This window comes from Rhizomonospora bruguierae, assembly GCF_018397995.1.
GTDB lineage: Bacteria > Actinomycetota > Actinomycetes > Mycobacteriales > Micromonosporaceae > Rhizomonospora > Rhizomonospora bruguierae.
The window spans coordinates 138,304-161,689 of the sequence record NZ_BBQH01000014.1; the positions used below are offsets into that span (position 1 = coordinate 138,304).

The window sequence follows — 23,386 nt, forward strand, 5'->3', positions numbered from 1 at the left end:
CGGCGGTGGACGGCTACTACGAGTACCGCCACACGGTCGGCCTGGAGGAGACCAACCTGGTGGGCAACGTCTACTACGTGAACTACCTGCGCTGGCAGGGGCGCTGCCGGGAGATGTTCCTCAAGGAGTGGGCCCCCGAGGTGCTCGACGACCTGCGCGCCGACCTGAAGTTGTTCACGCTGCGGGTGTCCTGCGAGTTCTTCGCCGAGCTGACCGCCTTCGACGACCTGGCCATCCGGATGCGGCTGGCCGAGCTGGCCCAGACGCAGATCCAGTTCACCTTCGACTACGTACGCCTGACGCCGGGGGAGGGCGAGACGCTGGTGGCCCGCGGGCTGCAGCGCGTCGCCTGCATGCGCGGGCCGAACACCCGGACGGTCCCGGCCCGGGTGCCCGAATCGCTGGTGCGCGCGCTCGAGCCGTACCTCGGACTGGCCAAGACGTAGGGAGGCTACCGTGCACGTGCGTTCCAACCTGGCGATCGCGAACGACCCGCTGCTGTTGCGCCGTACCCTAGGCCTGTTCGCCACGGGAGTCACGGTGGTCACGGTGGCCGGCACGGAGCCACACGGGATGACCGCCAACTCGTTCACCGCGGTCTCGCTCGATCCGCCCCTGATCCTGGTCTGCGTGCGGCGCGATACCGTGATGCACGACCGGCTGCTGAGCGCCGACGCGTTCGGCATCTCGGTGCTCGCCGCCCATCAGGAGGCGGTGGCCCGGCACTTCGCCAACCCCCGTCGTCCGCTGGGGCACCGGCAGTTCGATCCGGTGGACTGGTTTCCCGGCGGATTCGGTGGCGCACCGCTGCTGGCGGACGCGGCCGCGCTCCTGGAGTGCGAGCTGTGGCGGACCTACGACGGCGGGGACCACAGCATCGTCGTCGGTCGTCTGGTGCGGTTCGACCGCGAGCCGGACGCGGAGGTCCTGCTCTTCCTCAACGGCCGGTTTCGCCAGCTGGACCGGGAGGCGGCCGTCGACCTGACCACCTGACCACGCCTGAGAGGGGGCAGCGGTGCTGGCCCGTCGCGGGCGGCACCGCGTACGCGATGACGACGACAGCTAGCACCACCCCCACCCGCCGGCGCCCACCCGGCCCACCACGCGCCGCCGCCCTGAGGATGCTCGTGGTGATGAGCCGCGACCGGCTCGGCATGATGACCGCCGCGGCCCGGGAGTACGGCGACGCCTCGTGGTTGCCGGTCGGCCACAAGGCGCTCTATTTCTTCAACCACCCCGACTACGTCAAGCATGTGCTCGCCGACAACAGCGCCAACTACGAGAAGGGCATCGGCCTGGTGCACGCGCGCCGGGCACTCGGGGACGGCCTGTTGACGAGCGAGGGCGAGCTGTGGCGCAAGCAGCGCAAGGTGATCCAGCCGTCCTTCCAGAGCAGGCGGATCGCGGCGCAGATCTCGGTGGTGGCCGAGGAGGTGGCCGTCCTGGTGGATCGGCTGCGGGCGGCCAGCGGGCCGGTGAACGTCATCACCGAGATGACCGGGCTGACGCTGGGCGTCCTGGGCCGGGCGTTGCTGGACGCCGACCTCACCGCGCTGGATTCGATCGGTGACTCGTTCGCGGCCGTGCAGGACCAGGCGATGTTCGAGCTCGCCACGCTGAGCGCGGTGCCGACCTGGATCCCGCTGGCCCGGCAGCGCCGGTTCCGGCGGGCCCGCCGGGACCTGCAGCGCATCGTCGACGAGCTGGTCGCGCGCCGGGACGACGTGGCCGGCCGCGACGATGTGCTGTCCCGCCTGATCCTCTCGACCGGCGCCGAGCCGGACTCGCGGGTACGCCGGCAGCGGCTGCGGGACGAACTGGTGACGCTGCTGCTGGCCGGGCACGAGACGACCGCCAGCACCCTGGGCTGGACGCTCTACCTCGTCGACGGTCACCCGGAGGTCCGCGAGCGCCTGCACGCGGAGGCCACCGGGGTGCTCGGCGACCGGCTGCCGGTCTACGAGGATCTGCAACGCCTCCGGTACACCACAATGGTGGTGCAGGAGGCGATGCGCATGTACCCACCGGTGTGGCTGCTGCCGCGCAGGTCGAAGCGGGCCGACCAGGTCGGGCCGTACCACGTTCCACCGGGGTCGGACGTCGTCGTCTCGCCCTTCACGATGCACCGGAACCCGCGGTTCTGGCCGGACCCGGACCGGTTCGACCCGTTGCGGTTCGACCCGGAGAGCACAGTGGACCGACCGAGGTACGCGTACATCCCGTTCGGTGCGGGCCCGCGCGTCTGTGTGGGTAGCAGCCTGGGCATGATGGAGGCGGTCGTGGCGCTCGCGATGCTCTGCCGCGAGCTGCGACTGGTACGCGTGCCCACGCACGCCGTGGTGCCGGAGCCGATGCTGTCGTTGCGGGTGCGGGGCGGGCTGCCGATGACCGTCCATCCCTTCGGCTAGGACGGATCATCCGGCACCGGTACTCCACGATTGCGCAACCGGTGCCGTACCGGCGATCCAGCATCCGGTGAGAAGACATCAGGTGGGTGCCACGCCAGGATTTCGGTGGTCCCGCATCGCCACCTGAAGGGGGAACCAGTTGCCAACCCAATCCGTCGGGCCGGCGCGCAGAGCGCTGCCGGCCGTCTTCGCGATCCTGCTGGCGGGAACGTTGTTTCTCATGGCCAGGGCGCCCGAGGCGTCGGCCGACGAGAAGGCGTCCGTGGCCGCGGGCTTCCGCTTCACGCAGTTGCCGATCGCGCTCCCGCCGGGCCTCGCGCAGCGCACCATCCGCGAGGTGAACCCCGACTACCAGAACATCCGCTCCTGGATCTCGTCCGTCGGCGCCGCGGTCGCGGCGAACGACATCGAGGGCACCGGTGTCGCGAACGATCTGTGTCTTGTGGACACCCGTAGCGATACCGCCATCGTCACGCCGGCGCCCACCAGCGGCGACCGGTACCCACCGTTCGTCCTGGACCCGGCACCGCTGCCGATGGGCCCCGCGATCGCGCCGATGGGATGCGTACCGGGCGACTTCAACCTCGACGGCCGGATGGACCTGCTGGTGTACTACTGGGGCCGCACCCCGGTGCTGTTCCTGCGGAAGGCGGAGACAACCGGGCTGAATCTCGCCGCGTTCCGGCCGGCCGAGCTGGTGCCTCAGGTGCCATCCCCGGACGGGACCTACCATGGTCCACTATGGAACACCAACGCGATCGCGGTCGCGGACTTCGACGGTGACGGTGGCCCGGACATCTCGGTGCACAACTACTTCCCCGATTCCGCGGTGCTCGACCCGGACGCGCCGGCCAACGTGCGCATGAACCACTCCATGTCCAAGGCGAAGAACGCCGGCGGCGCGCACGTCCTGCGCTGGGTGTCCGCCACCGGCGGCGGGGAGCCGTCCGTCCAGTACCAGGAGCAGGCCGGGGCGATCGACGCGTCGGCGGCCAGCGGCTGGACCCTCGGCGCCGGGTCGGCCGATCTGGACGGTGACCTGCTGCCGGAGCTGTACCTGGCCAACGACTTCGGCAACGACCACCTGCTGCACAACGTGTCGACGCGCGGGCGCATCAGGTTCACCGAGGTGCTGGGGCGGCGGGGCGCGTTCACCCCCAAGTCGATGGTGCTCGGCCACGACTCGTTCAAGGGGATGTCGATGGAATTCGGAGACATCGACTCCGACGGCAGCTTCGACATGTTCGTCAGCAACATCACCACGTCCTGGGGCCTGGAGGAGAGCAACTTCCTCTGGATCAACAACACCTCGACCGCCGCCGAGGCCAGGGCCAAACTCGAGCGCGGCACGGCGCCGTTCGACGAGAAGTCCGCGCGGTACGACATCGCCTGGACGGGCTGGGGTTGGGACGCCAAGATGGCGGACTTCGACAACAGCGGGCACCTGGCCGTGGTGCAGACCGACGGGTTCATCAAGGGGACCGTCAACCGCTGGAACTGGCTGCAGGAGCTTGCCGCCAGCAACGACCTGTTGCTGGAGAACCCCCAGATGTGGCCCAAGCAGGGGCCGGGTGACGACATCGCCGGGTCCCAGCGGCTGGCGTTCTGGGTCCGCAAGGCGGACGGCAAGTTCCTCGACGTCAGTGCCGCGCTCGGGCTGGACGTGCCCATCCCGACCCGCGGCGTCGCGGTCGCGGACACCGACGGCGACGGCGCTCAGGACTTCGCGGTCGCCCGGCAATGGGGTCCGCCGGCGTTCTACCACAACGAGATTCCGCGCAAGGACGCCTTCCTCGGCCTGCGGCTGTACCGCCCGGTCGCCGGCGCGGGCGACGAGCTGAACCGCGTGCGTGGCCGGGTGGTCGGTTCGCCGGCCTACGGCGCGCTGGCCAGAATCGTCACCGCCGGCGGGCACGTGCAGGTCGCGCAGCTGGACGGGGGGAGCGGGCACAGCGGCAAGCGCAGCTTCGACGTCTTCTTCGGGCTCGGCGCGGACGGCGACCGGCCGGTGTCGGTCGAGCTGTCCTGGCGCGACCTGGACGGTGTCGTCCATCACCAGACCCTTGATCTGACCAGCGGTTGGCATGACCTCATGCTGACCACGCGAGCCCTGGAGGTACCGGCGCGATGACGGCCCAGCAGGAGGCTCCGGCGGGCGACGGCCCGAACACGGCCACGCTGCCGCACGGGACAGGCACGCCGACGCACCGCACAGACCCGGCGGTGCGCAGGGCGGTCCCCCGGGTGGACGGGAAGGACCCGCGCTACAAGGCACTGCGCAACTTCGCCATCTCGATGAGCATCTTCAACATCCTCGGGTACACGGTGCTCGGCTTCGAGCAGCCGTGGGCGTGGCCACTGCTCGCGCTCGCCCTGGGCTACACCACCGAGATCGTGATCGAGCTCATCGCCGCCTGGGCACACCGCAGGCGTCCGGAGTTCACCGGCAACGGCATGTGGGGGCTCTACACGTTCCTGCTGCCCACCCACATCACGGCGCTCGCGGCCAACATGCTGCTGTACGCCAACAACCGGTTCTGGCCGATCGCCTTCGCCGTGGTCGTGGCCATCGGGCAGAAGGTGGTGCTGCGGGCGCCGATCAACGGCCGGATGCGGCACTTCATGAACCCGTCCAACCTCGGGATCACCGCGGCCCTGCTGGTGTTTCCGTGGGTGAACGTGGCGCCGCCGTACCACTTCACGGAGGAGGTCCCCGACGTCTTCCGGCTGATGATCCCGTTCATCATCCTCACCGCGGGTACGACGCTCAACGCGATGCTCACCCGGAGGGTTCCCCTGATCCTGGGCTGGCTCGGCGGCTTCGTGATCCAGGCCCTGGTGCGGCACTTCGTCTGGGACGTGGCGCTGTGGTCGGCGCTCGGGATGATGACCGGCGTCGCGTTCGTCCTGTTCACCAACTACATGGTCACGGACCCGGCGACGACGCCGGTGAGCGCCCGGGCGCAGTTCATGTTCGGCTCGCTCGTGGCCACGGTGTACGGCGTCCTGATGGTCTTCAACATCGTCTACACCCTGTTCTTCGCGGTGTGCGTCGTGTGTCTGGGCCGCGGGGTGTTCTGGTGGGTCAAGTGGTCGCTCGCGCGTGGCCGGCAGCGGCAGGAGGCGCTCGCACCGGTCCCCCCGCGCACGGTCCCGGCGACCGCCTGACCGCCTGACCGACTGACCGACTGACCGGCTGGCCGGATGGGCTGGGTGCGGCACCCAGCCCATCCGTTGTGCTATCCGGGTCGGCGGCGCAGCAGCAACACTCCCACGAACACCACGACCGCCAGGTCCACCAGCAGCAGCGTGGCGCCGATCGGGTCGACGCCGTGCGCGTGGCCGCCGGCCGTCACCCGGGCGGACTCCGCCTTGCCCATCGGCGCCGGGGGGATACCGGTGCCCGAGCTGAAGCGCAGCGCGCCGGTGACGTCGCTGCCGTTGTCGAGCACCACGTGGTAGGCGACGGTGTAGTCACCGGGGGACCGGATGGACACCTCCACGCGCAGACCGTCCGCACCGGAGCGGGCGGGCTCGCCGCTGCCCACCTCCTGTCCGGCGCTGTCCCGGACGGAGATGTGGGACAGCTGCCGGTCCGGAGCCCGGGAGAAGGTCAGCACCACCTCGGTCGGGGCGGTGGCCAGCGCCGCGCCGTCGGCCGGCCGGGCGGCCGTGAGCCGCTCGGCCGCATAACCGGCGCCGGGAGTCGCCGCCAGACCCGCACACACCAGGACGGCCAGCAGCGCGAGGCGGCTGGCCGTCCGGCGTGGCGGCGAGAAACCCGCCGGCCTCATGGCGTCGCGGCGGAGGCGGCGGGCGAGGCAAGCGGACCCGCGCAGCCGCAGGCCATCGCCCGCCGCTCGGTCTGGTTGGGGCGCAGGTGGAAGTACATGCCGATGACCATGGGAATGAACACGACGGAGTTGTAGAACAGGTGCAGCTCCACCCGTTCGAACACGAGCTGCGCGACGCTGGTCGGCACCGGCCTGCCGAACAGGTTGTGGCCGCTCTGGGCCTGGACGAGCAGCAGCAGGTGCTCGATGTGGTGCCAGAACTGGATGGCGGCGGCGACCGTCCACCAGGTCCGGGCGCGGCCGGTGAAACCGGGCCGCAGCAGAAACAGCATGACCATCATGACCAGGGCGTATCCGTAGTGCAGCCACTCCGAACTGACCAGCCAGGGGAACACCTGGCCGAGCAGGCCCCTGGCGGCCGGGCGGGGCCAGCCCATGACCCAGATCTGGTACGCCTGCACGAGGTGCTCCGCCCAGTGCGCCAGGACCACGACGAGGAAGCCGTTGAGGGCGGCCCGGTGGTACTTCGTATTGAGCGCGGTCGGGATGCCACCGTGTGGCGTGGCGGCCGCTGCCGTCATGGGGTACTCCTTTCATCGGGCATATGGAGTGATGCTGCGCCGGCTCCGGTGCCCCGGTCATCTCGCACGTTGCCCCGTTGAGCCGCCGGTGCTGTCGTCCTGGCAGGGGCCTTCGCCGGTGCGGGGCGGGCGCCGCGATGTCCGCAACCGGGAAGATGCTCGACAAGTGGTGGCGGGCGATCCTGACCGTGTCCGCAGTGGCCGGTGCCGCACGGCGCCGGCCATTCGCCAACCGCCGGGCCCGTTGGGAGATGTCGTGCGTGTCGCTATGGTGCTGTGGCCGACGCCGGCCCATCTCTTCCCGTTCATTCCGTTGGCGTGGGCGCTGCGCGCCGGTGGACACGAGGTGATCTTCCTGTCCCACCCGTCCATCGGGGACGCCGTCGTCTCCTCCGGGATGCCGTTCAAGCCCATGTGCAGCGAGGCGGAGATGCCGGCACCGGCCGGTCCGGCGGCGCCCTGGCCGCGTGAGCGGGAGGAGATGGACCGGATCACCGACGCGCTCGGGGTCCCGGAGTCGGAGCAGAGCCGCTGGAACGTGGTGGCCACGGGCTTCCTGCCCTCGATGTGGGAGTTCACGCCGTTCCAGGGCTCGCCGGACGACCCGATGCCGGCCATGGAAGGAATGGTGGACTTCTTCCGGCGTTGGCGGCCCGACCTGGTCGTCTGGGACCCGTGCGTGCCCGGCGCGGCGGTGGGGGCCCGCGTGGTCGGCGCGGCGCAGGCGCGGTTGACCGGCACCGACTTCAACGGCTGGTTTCTCGACCGGTACGCCCAGCTCGCCACGCGGCCCGGCAGCGCAGGGGTGCCCAACCCGTTCGTCGAGACGGTGCGGGCGATGGCGGAGAAGTACGACGTGCCGGTCGACCGCGACACGCTCTACGGGCAGTGGACGATCGACCACGTGCCGATGGGGATGAACTTCCCGGTGGACACCCGGCGGATCGCGATGCGGTGGATACCGTACACCGCCCAGGTGACCCTGCCCGACTGGCTGTACCAGGGTCGGCGGCCGAGGGTCGCGGTCTCGCTGGGTATGTCGGTGCGCCACTACCTTCCGTCCGCGGACTGGAGCTTCGTCGAGCTGCTCCTCAGCGGGCTGTCCGACCTGGACGTCGAGGTGGTGGCCACGCTCAACGAGAGGCAGCTGCGATCGGTCGGGAGGCTCCCGTCGAACGTCCGGATCGCCGACTTCCTCCCGCTCGACCAGCTCATGCTGACCTGCGCCCTGCTCATCCACCACGGCGGGATCGGCACGACGGCCACCGCCGGCCATGCCGGGGTGCCGCAGCTCGTGATCGGCCCCGGCTCCACCTCGGTGGCCGGGTACCGGCTCTGGTCGGTGACCGGCGGATACGTCACCAGCCTCGGCGCCGGCGAGGTGCTCGACTTTACCGAGCGCTCGGTGGTCAGCCTGCGGGAGCAGGTGATGACCGTGCTCAAGGACCCGGCGTACGCGGCCGGCGCGGCCCGGCTGCGCAGTGACCTGATGGTCGCGCCGAGCCCCACCGACCTGGTGCCGACGCTGGAGAAGCTGACCCTGGACGGTTGAGCTGCACCCCATACCGGACAACGGCTGAGGGCGCCAGGTGATCTGGCGCCCTCAGCCGTGCGATCGCCCTCCGGCACCGGTGCGCGGGTCAGGTCGTGGGCTCCGTGTAGGTGGGGAGCAGCCCCAACCGTTGGGCCTCGGCCAGCGTGGGTGCCGCGCTGTCCTTTTCGGACAGATCCGGGACGACGTCTCCCGGCCAGGCGATGCCGAGCTGGGGGTCGAGCGGGTTGATGGCGTGTTCCACGCCCGGATCGAACTGCCGCGAACACAGGTAGATGAGCACGGTGTCGTCGGTGAGCGCCAGAAACGCCTGGCCCAGCCCTTCGGAGACGTACAGGCCGGTGTGCTGCCCCGCGTCGAGCTCCACGGTGCGCGACTGACCGAAGGTGGGCGAGCCCACCCGGATGTCGACCACCGCGGCGAGCATCGCGCCGCTCAGGCAGGTGAAGTACTTCGCCTGCCCCGGCGGCGTCGCGGTGTAGTGGACGCCGCGCAGCGCGCCCCGCCTGGACACCACGCAGTTCGCCTGCCGCAGCCCGAAGTCGTGTCCGGCCACCGCGCGAATCTCCGCGCCCTGGAACCACTCGTGGAAGCTGCCCCGCGTGTCGCTGAAGACCCGCGCCCGCCGGAGCCAAGCGCCGGAGATCCCCACCGGTGTCATCTGGTCCTCCCTCTGTGCCTTGGTTCCCTCAGCCGGCCAGGGACCGGCCGAACGCCCGCAGATCGTTGACGAAGACCTCGGGCCGTTCCATGCTCGCGAAGTGGCCCACGCCGTCGATCTCCGACCAGTGGGAGATCGTGGGGTAGTCGCGCTCGGCAAACGCGCGGATCGGCGGCGTGGTGTCCAGCCGGTAGGAGGCCACGCCGATGGGCACCTTCACCGGCTCGGGTCGTACCCCCGGGACGAACAGGGCGCCGAGATACTTCGCGGACTCGTAGTACAGCTGGGCCGACGTGCCGGCCGTGCCGGTGAACCAGTAGATGCTCGCGTTCGTCAGGAGCCGGTCCCGCTCGATGAACTGGTCCGGCGTCCCGGCTTCGCGGTTCCACTCGCGGAACTTCTCGACGATCCAGGCGAGCTGACCGACCGGCGAGTCGGTGAGCCCGTACGCGAGCGTGTGCGGTCGGGTCATCTGCAGCACGAGGTACCCGGACAGGTCCTCGTTGAAGTGAGCGGCGTCGGCCAGCCGTGCCGCGTCGGACGGCGAGAGCCGGTCGAGCTCGCCCGGTGCGCCGGACGGCGCGGTGAGCACCATGGACAGGTGCGCGCCGGTCACCCGCTCCGGTGCCAGGCGGGCCAGTTCGAGCGAGACGAACGATCCCCAGTCGCCGCCCACGGCGAGGTAGGAGTCGTAGCCGACCCGGTCCATCAGCTCGGCCCACGCCCTGGCGACGCGCCGCACGTCCCAGCCGGTCTCGGTCACCGGGCCGGTGAAGCCGAACCCGGGCAGCGCGGGGATGACCAGGTGGTACGCGTCGGACGGGTCGCCACCGTGGGCCCGCGGGTCGGTCAGCGGCCCGATGACGTCCAGGTACTCGGCGATCGAGCCGGGCCAGCCGTGGGTCAGCAGCACCGCCCGCGCGCCCGGTTCGGGCGACCGGACGTGTGCGAAGTGGATGGTGGCGCCGTCGATCTCGGTGACGAACTGCGGGTACCTGTTCAGCTCTGCCTCGGCGGCGCGCCAGTCGTACCCGGTACGCCAGTACTCGGCAAGCTCGCGCAGGTACGCCATCGGCACGCCGCGCGCCCAACCCGCCTCGAGCGTGGTGGCCGGCCAACGGGTCGCGCCGAGCCGTTGGCGAAGGTCGGTCAGCTGGGACTCCGCGACGCGGATCTGGAAGGGACGCACGGCAGGTCCTTTCTTCGGCGTACGGGCGGCTCCAGCATGACCGGCGGCGGCGGCGCGGCGGGTCTTCCTGGTTGCGCTATTGCGGGAGCCGCCGGAGGGCCGACCCGCGCAACGCAGAAGATGCCCACCGCGGCGCGGCCTGCCGATCATCGTTGATGTCGTTCGGGTGCCCGGATCCACGGCACCCGGCAGGTATCGGGAAGCCGCGAGGTCGGGGATACATGGTAGGAATCGGCACCGTTTCGTCAACCGACCTGTTCGTCGGCACGGAACAGCACCCACTCCAGATCCAGTACGTCCGCCTCGACGGTGACTCCACACGGGACACCGAGGCGGTGACCGTGTGGATCGAGGGGGACGGCGTCGGCACGCCGGAACCGGTGACGGTGGTCGGTCTCCGGGCCGGCGAGGAGCGCGAGGTGGAGGTGGCCGTCGCGGTGGATCCGCGGCTGGCCGAGGGCGCCCGCCAGCCGGTCACCGTCTACGCGGAGTCCCCCGGCGGCCGGGCCCGCCGGGTGGCGGAGCTGACCGTGAGCGCCCCCGGCTGGACGATGATCATGGTGCCGCACTTCCACTACGACCCGTTCTGGTGGAACACGCAGGCCGGCTACCTGGCCACCTGGGACGATCAGCCGAAGGCGGCGCAGGACGCGCGCAAACCCGGCCAAGCCGCCGCGTTCGAGCTCGTGCGGGCGCACCTCGACCTGGCCCGGCGGGACCCCGACTACAAGTTCGTGCTGTCCGGGCTGGACTATCTCAAGCCCTTCTGGGACGCGCACCCGCGGGAGCGGGCGGAGCTGCGCCGGATGATGGCGACCGGGCGGGTCGAACTGGTCGGCGGCATGTACAACGAGCCGAACACCAACCTGACGGCCCTCGAAAGCACCATCCGCAACATCCTGTACGGGACCCGGTACCAACGGGACGTCGTCGGCTCGGACCCGCACATCGGCTGGATGCTCGACGTCTTCGGCCACGACCCGGCACTGCCGGCCGCCCTCGCGGACGCGGGGCTGGCCGCCGTCGCCACCGCCCGCGGGCCCTTCCACCGGTGGGGACCGACCGTGACGACCGGCGACGAGACCGGCATGCAGTTTCCGACGGAGTTCGAATGGATCGCGCCGGACGGACGCGGCGTGCTCTGCGGCTACCTCGCCCACCACTACCCGGCCGGGTGGCGGCTGAACGAGGTGGACACGCTGGAGGAGGCGGAGGCCGAGGCGTACCAACGCTTCCAGAGCCTGAAGCGCGCGGCGGCGACCCGGACCGTGATCCTGCCGGTGGGGTACAACCACGTGGTCCCGGCGCGGTGGACGACCGAGGTCCACCGTGACTGGCGCAAGCGCTACGTCTGGCCGCGGTTCGTGTGCGGGCTGCCGTCGGAGTTCTTCTCCCGGGTGCGCGTCGAGGCGGCGCGGCGGGGCATCCGGTTCAGCCCGCAGTCGCGTGACATGAATCCGGTGTACCCGGGCAAGGACGTGTCGTACATCGACGTGAAGCAAGCCCACCGGGCGAGCGAGACGGCGTTGCTGGACGCGGAGCGGCTCGCCACGCTCGCCTCGCTGCTCGGTGCGCCCTTTCCGGCCGGCGCGGTGGACAAGGCGTGGCGGCAGCTGCTGTTCTGCGCGCACCACGACGGCATCACCGGGGTGGCCTCGGACCAGGTCTACCTGGACCTCGCCGGCGCGTGGCGGGAGGCGTACGAGTTGGCCACCCGCGTCCGGCGCACGGCGGTGGCACACCTCGCGTCGCAGCTGGACACCCGGGGCGACGGCGAGGCTCTGGTCATCGTCAACGCGCAGTGCTGGGTCCGCACCGATCTGGTCCGCGCGGCCGTCGAGTTCGCCGCGCCCGGCCCGATCGGGGTGGACCTGGGCGACGACGCGGGCGTACCGGTGCCGGTCGTGGTCACCGGCGTCCGCCGGCATGCCGACGGTACGCTCGCGGCGGCCACGCTCACGTTCGTGGCGGCGGACGTCCCAGCGGGCGGATACCGCGTGTACCGGGTGTTGCGCGGCGAGCGGCCCGTCGACGGTTGGCGCCCGGTGGACGGCAACCGGGTGGAGAGCGAGGCGTTCCTCATCGAGGCCGATCCGGCGCGCGGCGGCGCGCTGAGCCGGGTCCTGGACAAGCGCGCGGGCCGGGAGGTGCTGCGCGTCGGGGAGGTGGGCGCTTCGATCGTTCTCGACGACGAGTACGCCGACCATCCACAGTTCGGCAAGGGGCCCTGGCACATCGTGCCAACGGGGACGGGCTCGGCGACGGCGGACGGGCCGGCGGCGGTGCGCGCCGAAGTGAGCCCGGCCGGTCAGCGCGTCGTCGCCACCTGCCAGCTCGGCGACCTGCGGGTCACGACCGAGGTGACGCTCTGGCACGGGCTCGACCGGGTGGAGTTCAGCACCCGCCTCGACGGGTCCATCGGACAGGATCGCCTGGCGCGGGTGCGCTTCCCGCTCGCGGTGCCCGGTGCGCGGCCGGTGTACGAGGTGGGCAACGCGGTGGTCGGGCGAACGTTTGGCCACCCGCGGGTCGACGTCAAGGAGCACCCGTTCACGCTCGACTGCCCCGCGCACACGTGGGCGGGGCTCTCGTCCACGGTGCGGGTCGCGCTCCACGACGCGGGAGTGCCCGGTGACCGGTGCGCCATCGGCGTGGCGGAGGTCGTGGCGGCGCGGGGTGGCACGGACGAGGGCGGCGGCGCCGTGCGCGACCTGGTGGCCGCGCTGGCCGCGCAGGGCGTCACGGCGACCACCTCGCGACCGGAGGGCGCCCGCTACGGGTCGCTGGCCCTCGACTCCAACCTCCCCGACGTCCGGGTGAGCGTCGGCGGGCCGGCCCAGAACGCGTTTACCGCGCGGGTACTCGACGCCGCCGAGCCGGAATACGCGTCCAATCTGGACGAGCAGCTGCGCGCCAACGGGACGGCGCGGCTCTGGATCCCCGCGGCGACCGGCACGCCGGCCCGGGTGCCCGGTGCGGACCTGCGCGGCGAGCGGGCGCTCCCGGTCCTCGTCGTGGCCGGACGGGACGATGCGGCAACCGCGCGGGCCGTCGCCGACCTCGTGGCGGACCTGGCCGACGCCACCGTCGACGTGGACCAGCCGGCGGGGCTGCACGGCGTGCCGGACGGGGAGCGGCTCGTCGACTACTCGGTGGGCGTCCTGAACCGTGGCACCCCCGGCGCCGTCGTCGAGCCGGACGGGACGCTCTCCGTCTCGCTGATGAGATCGTGCAGCGGGTGGCCGACGGGTACCTGGATCGACCCGCCGCGGCGGACCACACCGGACGGGTCCAGCTTCGCGTTGCAGCACTGGAGCCACACCTTCGAGTACGCCCTCGTCTGCGGCGGCGGCGACTGGCGGGAGGCGGGGTTCGTGCGCGCCGGCCTGGCGTACAACAGCCGGTTCGTGGCACAGGCCGAGCCGGGGCATGCCGGTCCGCTGCCGCCCTCGGGGGCCAGCCTGCTCGCGGCGGAGCCGGAGAACGTCATCCTGACCGCGTGCAAGCCGGCCGCCGACGCGCTCGACGCGGGTCGGGAGCCGGGCGCGGGTGGCGACCTGGTGGTCCGCTGTTACGAGACGGACGGCAGGCCGACCCGGGCGCGGATCCGTTCGCTCGTTCCGTTGCGCGACGCCGCCCGCGCCGACATCCGGGAGCGGCCGGGGGAGCGGCTGGCCGTGGTCGACGGGGCGGTGTGCCTCGACCTGGCGGCGGCCGCGACCGCGACGGTGATCGCCGTGCCAGAGCCACCGCACCCGCCGGCGGCCACGGCGCCCAACCCGCCCGCTGCGGAACCGGCCCATCCGGTGTTCTCGCGGTACTGGTTGCACGACAAGGGCGCCGCACCGGCGGGTGAGCTGCCCGCCACGGTGTACCTGGAGCCCCGGGTCGTCGACCTGGCCGGCCCGGCCACTGTACAGGTGACGGTGTCCTCCACCGGCCTCGCGAAGGGAACCGTGCGACTGGTCGCCCCGCCAGAAGTGAGCGTGCTCACCGGCGACCTCGACGTCGACATCCACGACGGATACGAACAGTTCGATGTGGAGCTGCGCCCGGCGCCAGACGCGCCCGCCGGGATCTACCATCTCACCGCCCGGGTGACCGCGGACGGTCAGACCGTCGAGGATGTCTGTGCCGTCCGACTGGGGTGCGTCGACGGTGGGGACCGTCCGGTCGCCGTCACCGTGCGAACGCCGGCCGTGACGGTATCCGCGGGAGGCGCCGAGGAGATCCGGGTCGAACTGGGCAACCTCTGCGGTGGCGAGGTGCGGGGCGAGGCGCAGCTCATCACCCCATTCGGCACGTGGGACCTGATCGGTCCGTGGACCCAGCGGTTCCGCCTCGAGCCGGGTGCGCGGACCTCGTTGGCGTACCGGGTGCGGGTCCCGCCGGACACGCCGCCGGGCGCCTTCTGGGCGCTGGTGAAGGTGATGGCGTTCGGTTCGGTGGCGTACACCGCCTCGGTCCCGGTAACCGTCCGGGCGTAGCTCCACCGCCGTTCGCTTCCCGAGCATTCCACAGAGCCCGGTGCCGTGTGTGAGAGGCCGCACGGCACCGGGCCGTTCCTATGTGGACGACAGGTGGGTACTCGCCCGGGCACTCTCGAAGATGCCCGCCATGCCCCTCCTGACGAATGCTCATATGCATGGTCGAGGTCGAGAGCGTGCAGACAGTCGAGGTCCGGCGGGCCGGGCGGCGGGAATGGATCGGCCTGGCGGCACTCGTGGTGCCGATGATGTTCATCCTCCTGGACAACGGCATCATCTTCCTCGCCCTGCCGCAGCTGACCGAGAACCTCGGGGCGAGCAGCACCCAGATCCTCTGGATCGCGGACATCTACGGCTTCTTCCTGATGGCGTTCCTGGTCGCGATGGGGCGCATCGCCGACCGGATCGGGCATCGCAGGCTGCTCCTGATCGGTGCCGCCGCGTTCAGCGTGCTGTCGCTGATGGCCGCGTTCACCACCAGCCCGGTCATGCTCATCGTGCTGCGGGCCGCCCTCGGGATCGCCGGCGGCACGGTCGGGCCGAGCGTCTTCGCCATCATCCGGCAGCTGTTTCCGGACCGCCGGCAGATGGCCACCGCGATGTCCATCTTCGCCACGTCGGCGATGATCGGTGTCGCCCTCGGACCGACGGTCGGCGGGGTGCTGCTGCACTGGTTCTGGCCGGGATCGGTCTTCCTGATCGCGGTGCCGGTGATGCTGTGGCTGCTCGTGGTGGGCCCGATCGCGCTGCCCGAGACGCGGCAGCGCTCGACCGCGCCGGTGGACCTCAGCAGCGTGGTGCTGTGGCTCAGTGCGGTGCTCCCGACGATCTACGGCGTGACCACCCTGGCGCGAGTGGGCTGGGCGGCGGCGCCCGTGGTCGCCATCGTGGTCGGGCTGGCGCTCGGCACGGCGTTCGTGACCCGGGAACGGCGGCTGCCCAACCCGCTTCTCGACATGCGCCTGTTCGGCATCCGGGCGATCGGCACGACCCTCGCCATGTTCCTGCTCGTCGGCATCGTGCAGAGCGGCAACGGCCTGGTGCTCAACCAGCACCTCCAGCTGGTCGAGGGGTACTCCACGCTGGCGACCGCGCTGTGGATGGTGCTGCCGATCTCGGTGGCGATCGGGGGCGTACACCTCTCCACGATGCTGGCGAAGCGCACCCGGCCGGCGTTCGTGATCGGCGGCGGGCTGGTCGTCGCCTCGGTCGGATCGGCGGTCCTGAGCCAGATCGACGCGGTCGGCGGGCTGACCACCCTGCTGGTCGGCCTGTGCATCGTGATGGCGGGCACCAGCCCGGTCGGGGTGCTCAGCGGCCAACTGGTGATGCAGTCCGCGCCGGCCGAGCAGGCGGGCTCCGCCGGATCGCTGAACGGGACCGCGGGCGAGCTGAGCTCGGCGCTGGGCATTGCCGTGTTCGGCAGCCTGGTCAACGTCTTCTACTCGGGCAACGTCCGGACGCCCGATGCCCTTTCGCCGGCGGCCGAGACGCACGCCAACGACTCCATCTCGCACGCGGTGGCCATCGCCCGGGACCTCCCGACGGGACCGGCGGAGGCGCTGGTCTCCGCGGCGCGGGACACCTTCAACAACGCGGTCACGAACATCGCGGCGCTGTGTGTGGTCCTCTTCCTCGCCCTCGCGGTCCTGACGGTCGCCACCCTCCGCGAGATACCGCCCATCGGCGCCAAGCCCAGCCCGGCGAAGCGGGCCGAGTGACGGACGTCGGGGGAGCTGGAGATGGGCGAGATGGTGCGGATTCCCGGGGGCACGTTCCTGCAGGGCACTCCGGAGTGGGTTCTGGACATGCTGGGCCGGGCGGACCAGCCGTTTCCGCGGGAGTGGTTCGCCGACGAGACGCCACAGGTGCGTCGCGCGGTCCGGCCCTACCTCATCGACCGGTACCCGGTGACCGTCGGGGAGTTCGGTGGGTTCGTCCGCGACACCGGCCACCGGACCGAAGCCGAACGCCGCGGGCGCGGTCTGGTGTACGGGCCGGATGGGTGGGCGGAGGTGCCGGGGGCCTGCTGGAGCGACCCCGGGGGCGCCGGCGTGATCCCGGACGGCTACCAGGACCACCCCGTGGTGCACGTCTCCTTCGAGGACGCGACGGCGTACGCCCGGTGGGCCGGTAAGCGTCTGCCGACGGAGGTGGAGTGGGAGTTCGCGGCTCGCGGTGAGGAGTTCCGGCTCTGGCCGTGGGGTGACTGCTGGGACGCGGGCAACGCGAACACGACCGAATACCACGCCGGCTCCTTCACCTCCTACGGGCAGTGGCAGGCGTGGTGGAAAGACACCTGCGCCCGGGAGGCGGTGGTGCCCCGATCGACGCCGGTCGGTGCCTTCGCCGGCCGGGGCGACAGCCCGTTCGGCTGCGGGGACATGGCCGGAAACGTCTACGAGTGGACGGCCACGCTGTCGCACCTCTACGCCGACGCGGTGCGGTGCGACGAGACGGTCCGGATGGCGGTCGGCCGGTACCGGGTGATGCGCGGAGGTTCCTGGATGAACCTTCGCTACCAGGTCAGGTGCGCCGACCGGATGCACGGCGACCCGACCGGATGGTCCACCTTCGCGCACGGCTTCCGCTGCGCGAAGAGCCTGTAGGCGAGGAGGTTCCCGTGGTCAAGCTCGTCCTGCCATCGGTGTGGCACGTCGACGGCCAGCACACGTTCGAGGTTCCGGCCGGCCCACTGCCGGCGATCATCAAGGGGCTTGTCGAGGCCAACCCGAGCCTGCGGCGACGGCTGCTCGGACCGGACGGCGAGCCCGCCGGCTACATCAACATCTGCGTGGACGAGGACCTCGTGCCGCGACAGGCCCGGGCGGCGACGGTGGTGGACGCCGGCAGCACGGTCACCATCATGCCGCCCATGGCCGGTGGCTGATCGGGCTCCGGGAACCGCCCGGGCTGACCATCCAGAATGGAGGGATACCGTGCCGAAAGGCCACATTGGAGACCGTGTCGTCGTCCTCGGCGGTAGCATGGCGGGCCTGCTGGCGGCCAGGGTGCTCGCCGACCGGTTCGCCGAGGTCGTGCTCGTCGACCGGGACGCGGTCACGGAGGCGAAAGGGTACCGGCGGGGCGTCCCCCACGGCCGGCACGCGCACGGGATCATGGCCAAGGGCCAGCAGATCCTCGAGGCGCAGTTTCCCGGCATCACCGCCGACATGACGGCGGCGGGCGTGCGCCCGGGCGACTTCAACGGCGACATCCGCTGGTACTTCAACGGCAAGCGGATCCGCCCGGGGCACTCCGGGCTGCTCTGCGTGCCGGCGACCCGGCCGGTGCTGGAGTACCACGTGCGGGAGCGGGTGCGGCGGATCCCCAACGTCACGTTCCTGGAAGGCCGCGACATCCTCGGCCTCGCCACGACGGCGGACAACACCCGGGTGAGCGGTGCCCGGGTACGCGAGCGCGACGGTACCGGCGTCGAGACGCTCCACGCGGATCTGGTGCTGGACACCACCGGCCGTGGTTCGCGCACCCCGGCGTGGCTGGCGGAGATGGGTTATGCGCGGCCCCCCGAAGAGCGGGTGAAGGTCGGGCTGGCCTACACGACGCGCCACTACCGGTTGGACTGCGATCCGCTCGGCAGCGACCTGGCCATCGTCCCCGCGCCGACGCCGGCCTTTCCCCGTGGCGCCTTCTTCTACCAGCTGCCGGGCCACACCGACCGGATAGAGCTGTCCCTGACCGGGATGCTGGGGGACCACCCGCCGACCGACCCGGAAGGCTTCCACGCCTTCGCCAAGTCGTTGCCGGTGCCCGAGATCTACCAGGCGATCCGGACCGCCGAGCCGCTGGACGATCCGGTGATGTTCCAGTACCCGGCGAGCGTGCGCCGCCGCTACGAGCGGTTGACCAGGTTTCCCGACCGGCTGCTCGTGATGGGCGACGCCGCGTGCAGCTTCAACCCCATATACGCGCAGGGGATGACCATGGCCGCGATCGAGTCGCTCAAGCTGCGCGACCACCTGGCGCACGGGATGCCCCAGGCGCTGCCGTTCTTCCGCGACATCGGGCGTGACATCGACAACCCGTGGGCGTTGTCCGCCGGCGCCGACCTGGGTTTCCCCGGGGTTGACGGAAAACGCACCCTGAAGGTGCGCCTCGGCAACGCGTACGTCGCGCGGCTGCAGCGCGCGGCGGTTCACGACTCGGCCCTCACCGACGCGTTCATCCGCGCCGCGGGTCTGGTGGATCCGCCGCAGGCGCTCATGCGGCCGGCGAACATGCTGCGGGTGTTCCGGCACTCCGTTCTACCGACGTCCAACTGAGCCCGGAGGGGGGCAGGACATGCGTCCGTACCGTGTGGACATTCCGCAGGCCCGCATCGACGACCTGCACCGGAGGATCGCCGACACCCGGTGGCCCGCCAGTTTGCCCGGCGCCGACTGGAAACGCGGCGTGCCGATGGAGTACCTCAAGGAACTCGCCGGCTACTGGCGGACCCGGTACGACTGGCGCGCGGCCGAGCGGCGGATGAACGAGTATCCCCAGTTCATCACCGAGATCGACGGGGTGGATGTGCATTTCCTGCACGCCCGGTCGGCGGAGCCGGACGCCACGCCGCTGATCCTCACGCACGGCTGGCCCGGCGCGTTCACCGAGTTCCTCGGCGTGGTCGACGCGCTGACCGATCCGGTGCGCCACGGTGGCCAGGCGCGGGACGCGTTCCACGTCGTGGTGCCGTCGCTGCCCGGATACGGGTTCTCCGCCGCGCCGCAGGAGCCCGGCTGGGACACCGAACGGGTGGCGAGGGCCTGGGCGGCGTTGATGGCCCGGCTCGGCTACGGCAGCTACTTCGTGCAGGGCGGCGACTGGGGTAGCCCGATCTCGCTCCGGCTCGGCCTGGCGGATCCGGAGCATGTCGCCGGGGTACACGTGAACATGTTGGTGACGGTGCCGCCGGACGATCCAGCGGTGATGGCCACGCTCGACGAGGAGGAGCGGGCGCGGCTCGGCTTCGCCATGGCGTTCGAGCAGACCGGGACCGGCTGGCGGAAGGTCCAGTCCACCCGCCCGCTGACCATCGCCTACGGGCTGACCGACTCACCGGTGGGGCAGCTGGCCTGGATCGTCGAGAAGTTCCGGGAGTGGGCGGACTCGGCGGAGCTGCCCGAGGATGCGGTGAAGCGCGACGACTTCCTCACCATCGCCTCGATCTACTGGTTCACCCGCAGCGCCGGATCGAGCGCCCAGCTGTACTACGAGTCCAGCCACACCATGGAGAAGTTCCTGCGGACCTGGATCGGTCCATGGCCGCTGGCGATGCCGGTCGGCGTCACGTACGCCGCGGGTGACGTGGTGCATCCGGTCCGCCGGTTCGCCGAAGGGATCGTGCCCACGCTCACCCACTGGCGCGAGTACGACCGGGGCGGTCACTTCCTCGCCCTGGAGCAACCGCGGCTGTTCGTCGAGGACGTCCGGGAGTTCGTCCGCACCGTGGGAACCACCCCCGCCACCGTCGGTGATCGGCTGTGATCGCCGACGGGGTCGACCCGGCCACCCTGGCGCCGGCGGAACTCGCCGCGCTGGTCAAGCGGTCCACCGCCGAGGACCTGTTGGGTCTGATGCGCGGCGAGCGGCGCCGGGCCGTGCTGGACAAGATCTTCCTGGACATGCCGGCTGTCTTCCGCCCGGACCGCGCCAGCCGGGAGAAGGAGGTCGTCCATTGGCGGATCTCGGACCGCCCGGACGGCGGCGAGGACGTCTACGAGCTGGTGATCGCCGACGGCGCGTGCCAGGTGTCCGCCTCGCCGCGGCAGGCGCCGCGGCTCGCGCTGACGATCGATGCGGTCGACTTCCTGCGGGTGGTGACCGGCAACGCGAATCCGACGACGCTGTTCCTGCGCGGGCGGATGCGGGCGAAGGGGGACCTCGGACTGGCGATGCGGTTCCCGAAGATGTTCGAGGTGCCGAGCACATGACGACGGCGAGGCAACAGCCATGGCGGGAGCGGGCGGCCGTGGATCAGCTGCCGCTCTCGCTCAACCAGGAGTTCCTGTGCATGTTCGCCAACGGCTCCGACAAGGGACCGTTCGGATCGCGCTACCACATCATCCAGAGCCGGCGGTTGACCGGCCCGGTCGACGAAACCGCGCTGCGTGCGGCGCTGTTCGACCTGGTGGATCGGCACGAGGCCCTCCGGACCAGGATCGTGCGCGACGCCGAGCCGCGCTACCAGCAGGTGTTCGCCGCGAGCCCGCCGCACCTGGAGGTCCGGCGGTGCCCCGGCGTCCCGCCCGACGAGCGGGCGCAGCGGGTGGAGGAGTTCCTGGTCGAACTGGAGTCGGGCACCGTCGACGCCGACGCGGTGCCCCAGATGCGCGCGGTACTCATGTACTTCGACCCGGAGGACGCGGTCGTCGCGCTGATGACCCACCACACGGCGGCCGACGGTTTCTCGCTGCCGGTGATCGGGCGGGACCTCGCGCTGCTGTACGCGGCGCGGCGCGCGGGCACGGAGCCCGACCTGCCGCCGGCCCGGCAGTACCGGGAGTTCGTCGCCTGGGAGCGGGGGAGTGCGGCGAGCGCGTCGATGACGGCGGCCAGGACGTACTGGGAGCGGGTGCTGGCCGGCGCGCGGCTCACCGCGCTCCGGGCCGACCACCCACGGTCGGCGCGGCTGCCCGCGGTGACCGCCGCCAACCGGTTCGTGCTGCCCCCCGAAACCGCCGCCGCCGTCACGCGCCTGGCCAAGCGGGTCCGGTGCTCGCCGTTCATGGTGCTGCTCGCCGCCTACTGCCGCCTGGTGCACCGGCTGACCGGCGCCACCGACATCGTGGTCCCGACGCATACGCCCGGCCGGGCGAACGGGCTCTTCGACGACACCGTCGGCTCGTTCTTCAACTTCCTGCCGCTGCGGATCCGGCTGCGCGACGGCCAGCGCACGGCGGACCTCCTGCGGCATACCCGCGATACGTGCCTCGCCGCGTACGCCCACGATGTTCCTTCGGTGCACGTGTTCACCGCGGCTCCGGACCTCATGGCCACGGCGATGAGCGACGAGCGCGCACCGGTCACGTTCCAGGCCATGCCCGTCGCGCCGCCGTCGGCGGCCGCCGTCGCCGGCGGCGTGGCCTTCGACCCGATCCAGCGGCCCCGCACCGGCTTCGTGCCGACGGCCGCCCAGCTACCGGACGGAGCACTATGGACGCTCAGCTTCGGCGGAGCGGGTGACCTCAAGGGCAATCTGGCCTACCGGACCGACCGGTTCGACCACCGGACGGTCACCTCGCTGATCGACGAGTATCGGGACACGCTCGACGCCCTGGTCGCCGATCGCACCCGCGGGTAGCCACCGGCGGTTTTCGTTCTGAGGAGGACTTGTGTTCCGGGTACGAGTGGTCGGGTCGTTCGCCGTGGAGCCGTTGGGTGACGTGCTGGGCTTCTGGAGCGACCTGCTCGAGTGGGACGTCAGGTGGGAGTTCGGCGCGCCCGATCAGACCTTCCGGCAGTGGTTGGCGACCGGTGACGGCGTGCGGGGTTGGGTGGTGCTGGCCCGGCCCGGGGACTGGCCGGCCGATCCAGCGCAGTCCATAACGGAGCTGGTGGAGGCGGTACGGGCCGCGGCCGGGTCGGCCCCGGTCGCGGTGGTTGTCTGCCCGTCGCCGGTGGCGGACGTGGCGGCGCTGGAAGACTCGCTGGTGACGCGGGTGGCCGCGGTGCCGGGGGCGACGGCGATCTCCGCCGACCAGGTGCGGTCGTGGTACCCACAGGCGGCGTGGCACGAGCCGGCCACGGACGGCACGGAGCCGACGCCATACCCGCCGACCGGATACGCGGCACTGGGTACGGTCGTGGCGCGGACGGTACGCGGCTGGCTGACGCCCGGCCCGAACGTGATTGTGGCCGAGTGCGACGGCGTCTTGTGGGACGGTGCCGCCGGCGAGGTGGGCGCGCCCGGTGTCGAGGTGCCGGAGGCCCGCCGCCGCATGCAGCGGGTGCTGGTCGAGCACGTGCGGGCCGGGCGGCCGCTGTGCCTGTACACCCGCGGCGAGCGGCAGGGCGTCTCGGCGGTCCTGCGGGAACATCCGGACCTGCTGGTACGTGAGGAGTACGTGACCGCGCTGTTGGCCGGTGGCCAGTCGGCCCCCGACCACCTGCGGTCGCTGTCCGCACGGTTCGGGCTGGGGCTGGACGATGTGCTGTTCCTCGGCGCCGATCCGGTCGAGGTGGCGCGGCTGCGGGCACACCTGCCCCAGGTGACGGCGCTGCTGCTGCCGGCGGCCGCCGATGCCGCGGCAGCGCGGCTCGCACACTGTTGGCCGTTGGACGCCGCCCCCGGCCACGCCGCAGCCGCGCCGACCGGACCGGCCCCCGCGGCGCCCTCGGGACCGGTCCAGCACATCGCCACCACCCTGGCCACCCCCGACCAGATCGTGGCCGCCGTCGATGCCTGGCGAGGCGACGGCTTCGCCGGCACCGATGACGTCGTGCCCGCGCAAACCGCGACCCAGCACGCCGTCATGCTGCTCTGGGCCGACCTCCTCAGCCCGCCGCCCCGGTCCATCGAGGACAACTTCTTCGAACTCAGCGGCGACTCCCTCAAGCTTGTCCAGTTCATGGGCCAGGTCCGCCGCCACTTCGGCATCGAGCTGCCGACCAGCACGCTGTTCGAGTCCACCCTGACCATCGCCGAGATCGCCGCCGCGATCGAGGACGCTCAGGTCGACGACCTGCTCGACACCGCCGACATCCGTTAG

Annotated in this window: 19 protein-coding genes; 15 read left to right on the forward strand and 4 right to left on the reverse strand. The window is 71.5% G+C overall.

Annotation, left to right across the window (positions count from 1 at the left end):
* Positions 1–5: 5 nt before the first annotated feature.
* The 5 genes from KJS59_RS06280 (at position 6) to KJS59_RS06300 (ending at position 5,576) form a co-directional block, all read left to right on the forward strand.
* Positions 6–446, forward strand: a complete 441-nt coding sequence (locus tag KJS59_RS06280; protein WP_213451355.1) for an acyl-CoA thioesterase — start codon at positions 6–8, stop codon at positions 444–446.
* Positions 447–456: 10 nt separating this feature from the next.
* Positions 457–993, forward strand: a complete 537-nt coding sequence (locus KJS59_RS06285; protein ID WP_213451356.1) for a flavin reductase family protein — start codon at positions 457–459, stop codon at positions 991–993.
* A 56-nt stretch (positions 994–1,049) separates the two neighbouring features.
* Entirely contained in the window at positions 1,050–2,408 is a 1,359-nt protein-coding gene (locus tag KJS59_RS06290) for a cytochrome P450 (protein ID WP_213451357.1), read from the forward strand.
* A gap of 220 nt (positions 2,409–2,628) precedes the next feature.
* The gene (locus tag KJS59_RS06295) at positions 2,629–4,539 is read left to right on the forward strand and encodes a CRTAC1 family protein (RefSeq protein ID WP_213451420.1); all 1,911 of its coding nucleotides are present in this window, start codon (positions 2,629–2,631) and stop codon (positions 4,537–4,539) included.
* Complete coding sequence (locus KJS59_RS06300; protein WP_249713919.1) at positions 4,536–5,576, forward strand: enediyne biosynthesis protein; 1,041 nt, start codon at positions 4,536–4,538, stop codon at positions 5,574–5,576. The genes KJS59_RS06295 and KJS59_RS06300 overlap by 4 nt, the downstream gene beginning before the upstream one ends.
* Before the next feature lie 71 nt (positions 5,577–5,647).
* Here KJS59_RS06300 and KJS59_RS06305 read toward each other — a convergent pair whose 3' ends face one another.
* Both KJS59_RS06305 and KJS59_RS06310 read right to left on the reverse strand, forming a co-directional pair.
* The gene (locus tag KJS59_RS06305) at positions 5,648–6,202 is read right to left on the reverse strand and encodes a copper resistance CopC family protein (protein WP_213451358.1); all 555 of its coding nucleotides are present in this window, start codon (positions 6,200–6,202) and stop codon (positions 5,648–5,650) included.
* Positions 6,199–6,783, reverse strand: a complete 585-nt coding sequence (locus KJS59_RS06310; protein ID WP_213451359.1) for a hypothetical protein — start codon at positions 6,781–6,783, stop codon at positions 6,199–6,201. The genes KJS59_RS06305 and KJS59_RS06310 overlap by 4 nt, the downstream gene beginning before the upstream one ends.
* A 256-nt stretch (positions 6,784–7,039) precedes the next feature.
* On the opposite strand from KJS59_RS06310, the gene KJS59_RS06315 reads away from it, so the two are divergent.
* Complete coding sequence (locus tag KJS59_RS06315) at positions 7,040–8,335, forward strand: nucleotide disphospho-sugar-binding domain-containing protein (protein ID WP_213451360.1); 1,296 nt, start codon at positions 7,040–7,042, stop codon at positions 8,333–8,335.
* Between the two features lie 88 nt (positions 8,336–8,423).
* On the opposite strand, the gene KJS59_RS06320 is transcribed toward KJS59_RS06315, so the two are convergent.
* Positions 8,424–8,996, reverse strand: a complete 573-nt coding sequence (locus KJS59_RS06320) for a dTDP-4-dehydrorhamnose 3,5-epimerase family protein (protein ID WP_213451361.1) — start codon at positions 8,994–8,996, stop codon at positions 8,424–8,426.
* Between the two features lie 28 nt (positions 8,997–9,024).
* Entirely contained in the window at positions 9,025–10,185 is a 1,161-nt protein-coding gene (locus tag KJS59_RS06325; RefSeq protein WP_213451362.1) for an epoxide hydrolase family protein, read from the reverse strand.
* A 221-nt stretch (positions 10,186–10,406) separates the two neighbouring features.
* On the opposite strand from KJS59_RS06325, the gene KJS59_RS06330 reads away from it, so the two are divergent.
* From KJS59_RS06330 to KJS59_RS06370, 9 genes are all read left to right on the forward strand, one after another.
* On the forward strand, positions 10,407–14,672 hold the full coding sequence (locus KJS59_RS06330) for a glycoside hydrolase family 38 N-terminal domain-containing protein (protein ID WP_213451363.1): 4,266 nt from the start codon (positions 10,407–10,409) through the stop codon (positions 14,670–14,672).
* Positions 14,673–14,830: 158 nt separating this feature from the next.
* Positions 14,831–16,393 (forward strand): MFS transporter, encoded by a 1,563-nt coding sequence (locus tag KJS59_RS06335; protein ID WP_213451364.1) that lies wholly within the window; start codon positions 14,831–14,833, stop codon positions 16,391–16,393.
* Between the two features lie 21 nt (positions 16,394–16,414).
* Positions 16,415–17,281 carry an SUMF1/EgtB/PvdO family nonheme iron enzyme gene (locus tag KJS59_RS06340; RefSeq protein WP_213451365.1) on the forward strand — a complete coding sequence of 289 codons (867 nt, stop codon included), beginning with the start codon at positions 16,415–16,417 and terminating at the stop codon, positions 17,279–17,281.
* Positions 17,282–17,295: 14 nt separating this feature from the next.
* Positions 17,296–17,562: a MoaD/ThiS family protein gene (locus KJS59_RS06345; RefSeq protein WP_249713920.1), complete on the forward strand. Its 267-nt coding sequence runs from the start codon at positions 17,296–17,298 to the stop codon at positions 17,560–17,562.
* A gap of 97 nt (positions 17,563–17,659) precedes the next feature.
* Positions 17,660–18,955: an FAD-dependent oxidoreductase gene (locus KJS59_RS06350; RefSeq protein WP_213451366.1), complete on the forward strand. Its 1,296-nt coding sequence runs from the start codon at positions 17,660–17,662 to the stop codon at positions 18,953–18,955.
* A gap of 19 nt (positions 18,956–18,974) precedes the next feature.
* Complete coding sequence (locus KJS59_RS06355) at positions 18,975–20,162, forward strand: epoxide hydrolase family protein (protein ID WP_213451367.1); 1,188 nt, start codon at positions 18,975–18,977, stop codon at positions 20,160–20,162.
* Positions 20,159–20,608: an SCP2 sterol-binding domain-containing protein gene (locus tag KJS59_RS06360; RefSeq protein WP_249713921.1), complete on the forward strand. Its 450-nt coding sequence runs from the start codon at positions 20,159–20,161 to the stop codon at positions 20,606–20,608. The genes KJS59_RS06355 and KJS59_RS06360 overlap by 4 nt, the downstream gene beginning before the upstream one ends.
* Positions 20,605–21,978, forward strand: coding sequence for a condensation domain-containing protein (locus KJS59_RS06365; protein ID WP_213451368.1), 1,374 nt, complete (start codon positions 20,605–20,607; stop codon positions 21,976–21,978). Before KJS59_RS06360 ends, KJS59_RS06365 begins: the two co-directional genes overlap by 4 nt.
* Before the next feature lie 31 nt (positions 21,979–22,009).
* Complete coding sequence (locus KJS59_RS06370; RefSeq protein WP_213451369.1) at positions 22,010–23,386, forward strand: acyl carrier protein; 1,377 nt, start codon at positions 22,010–22,012, stop codon at positions 23,384–23,386.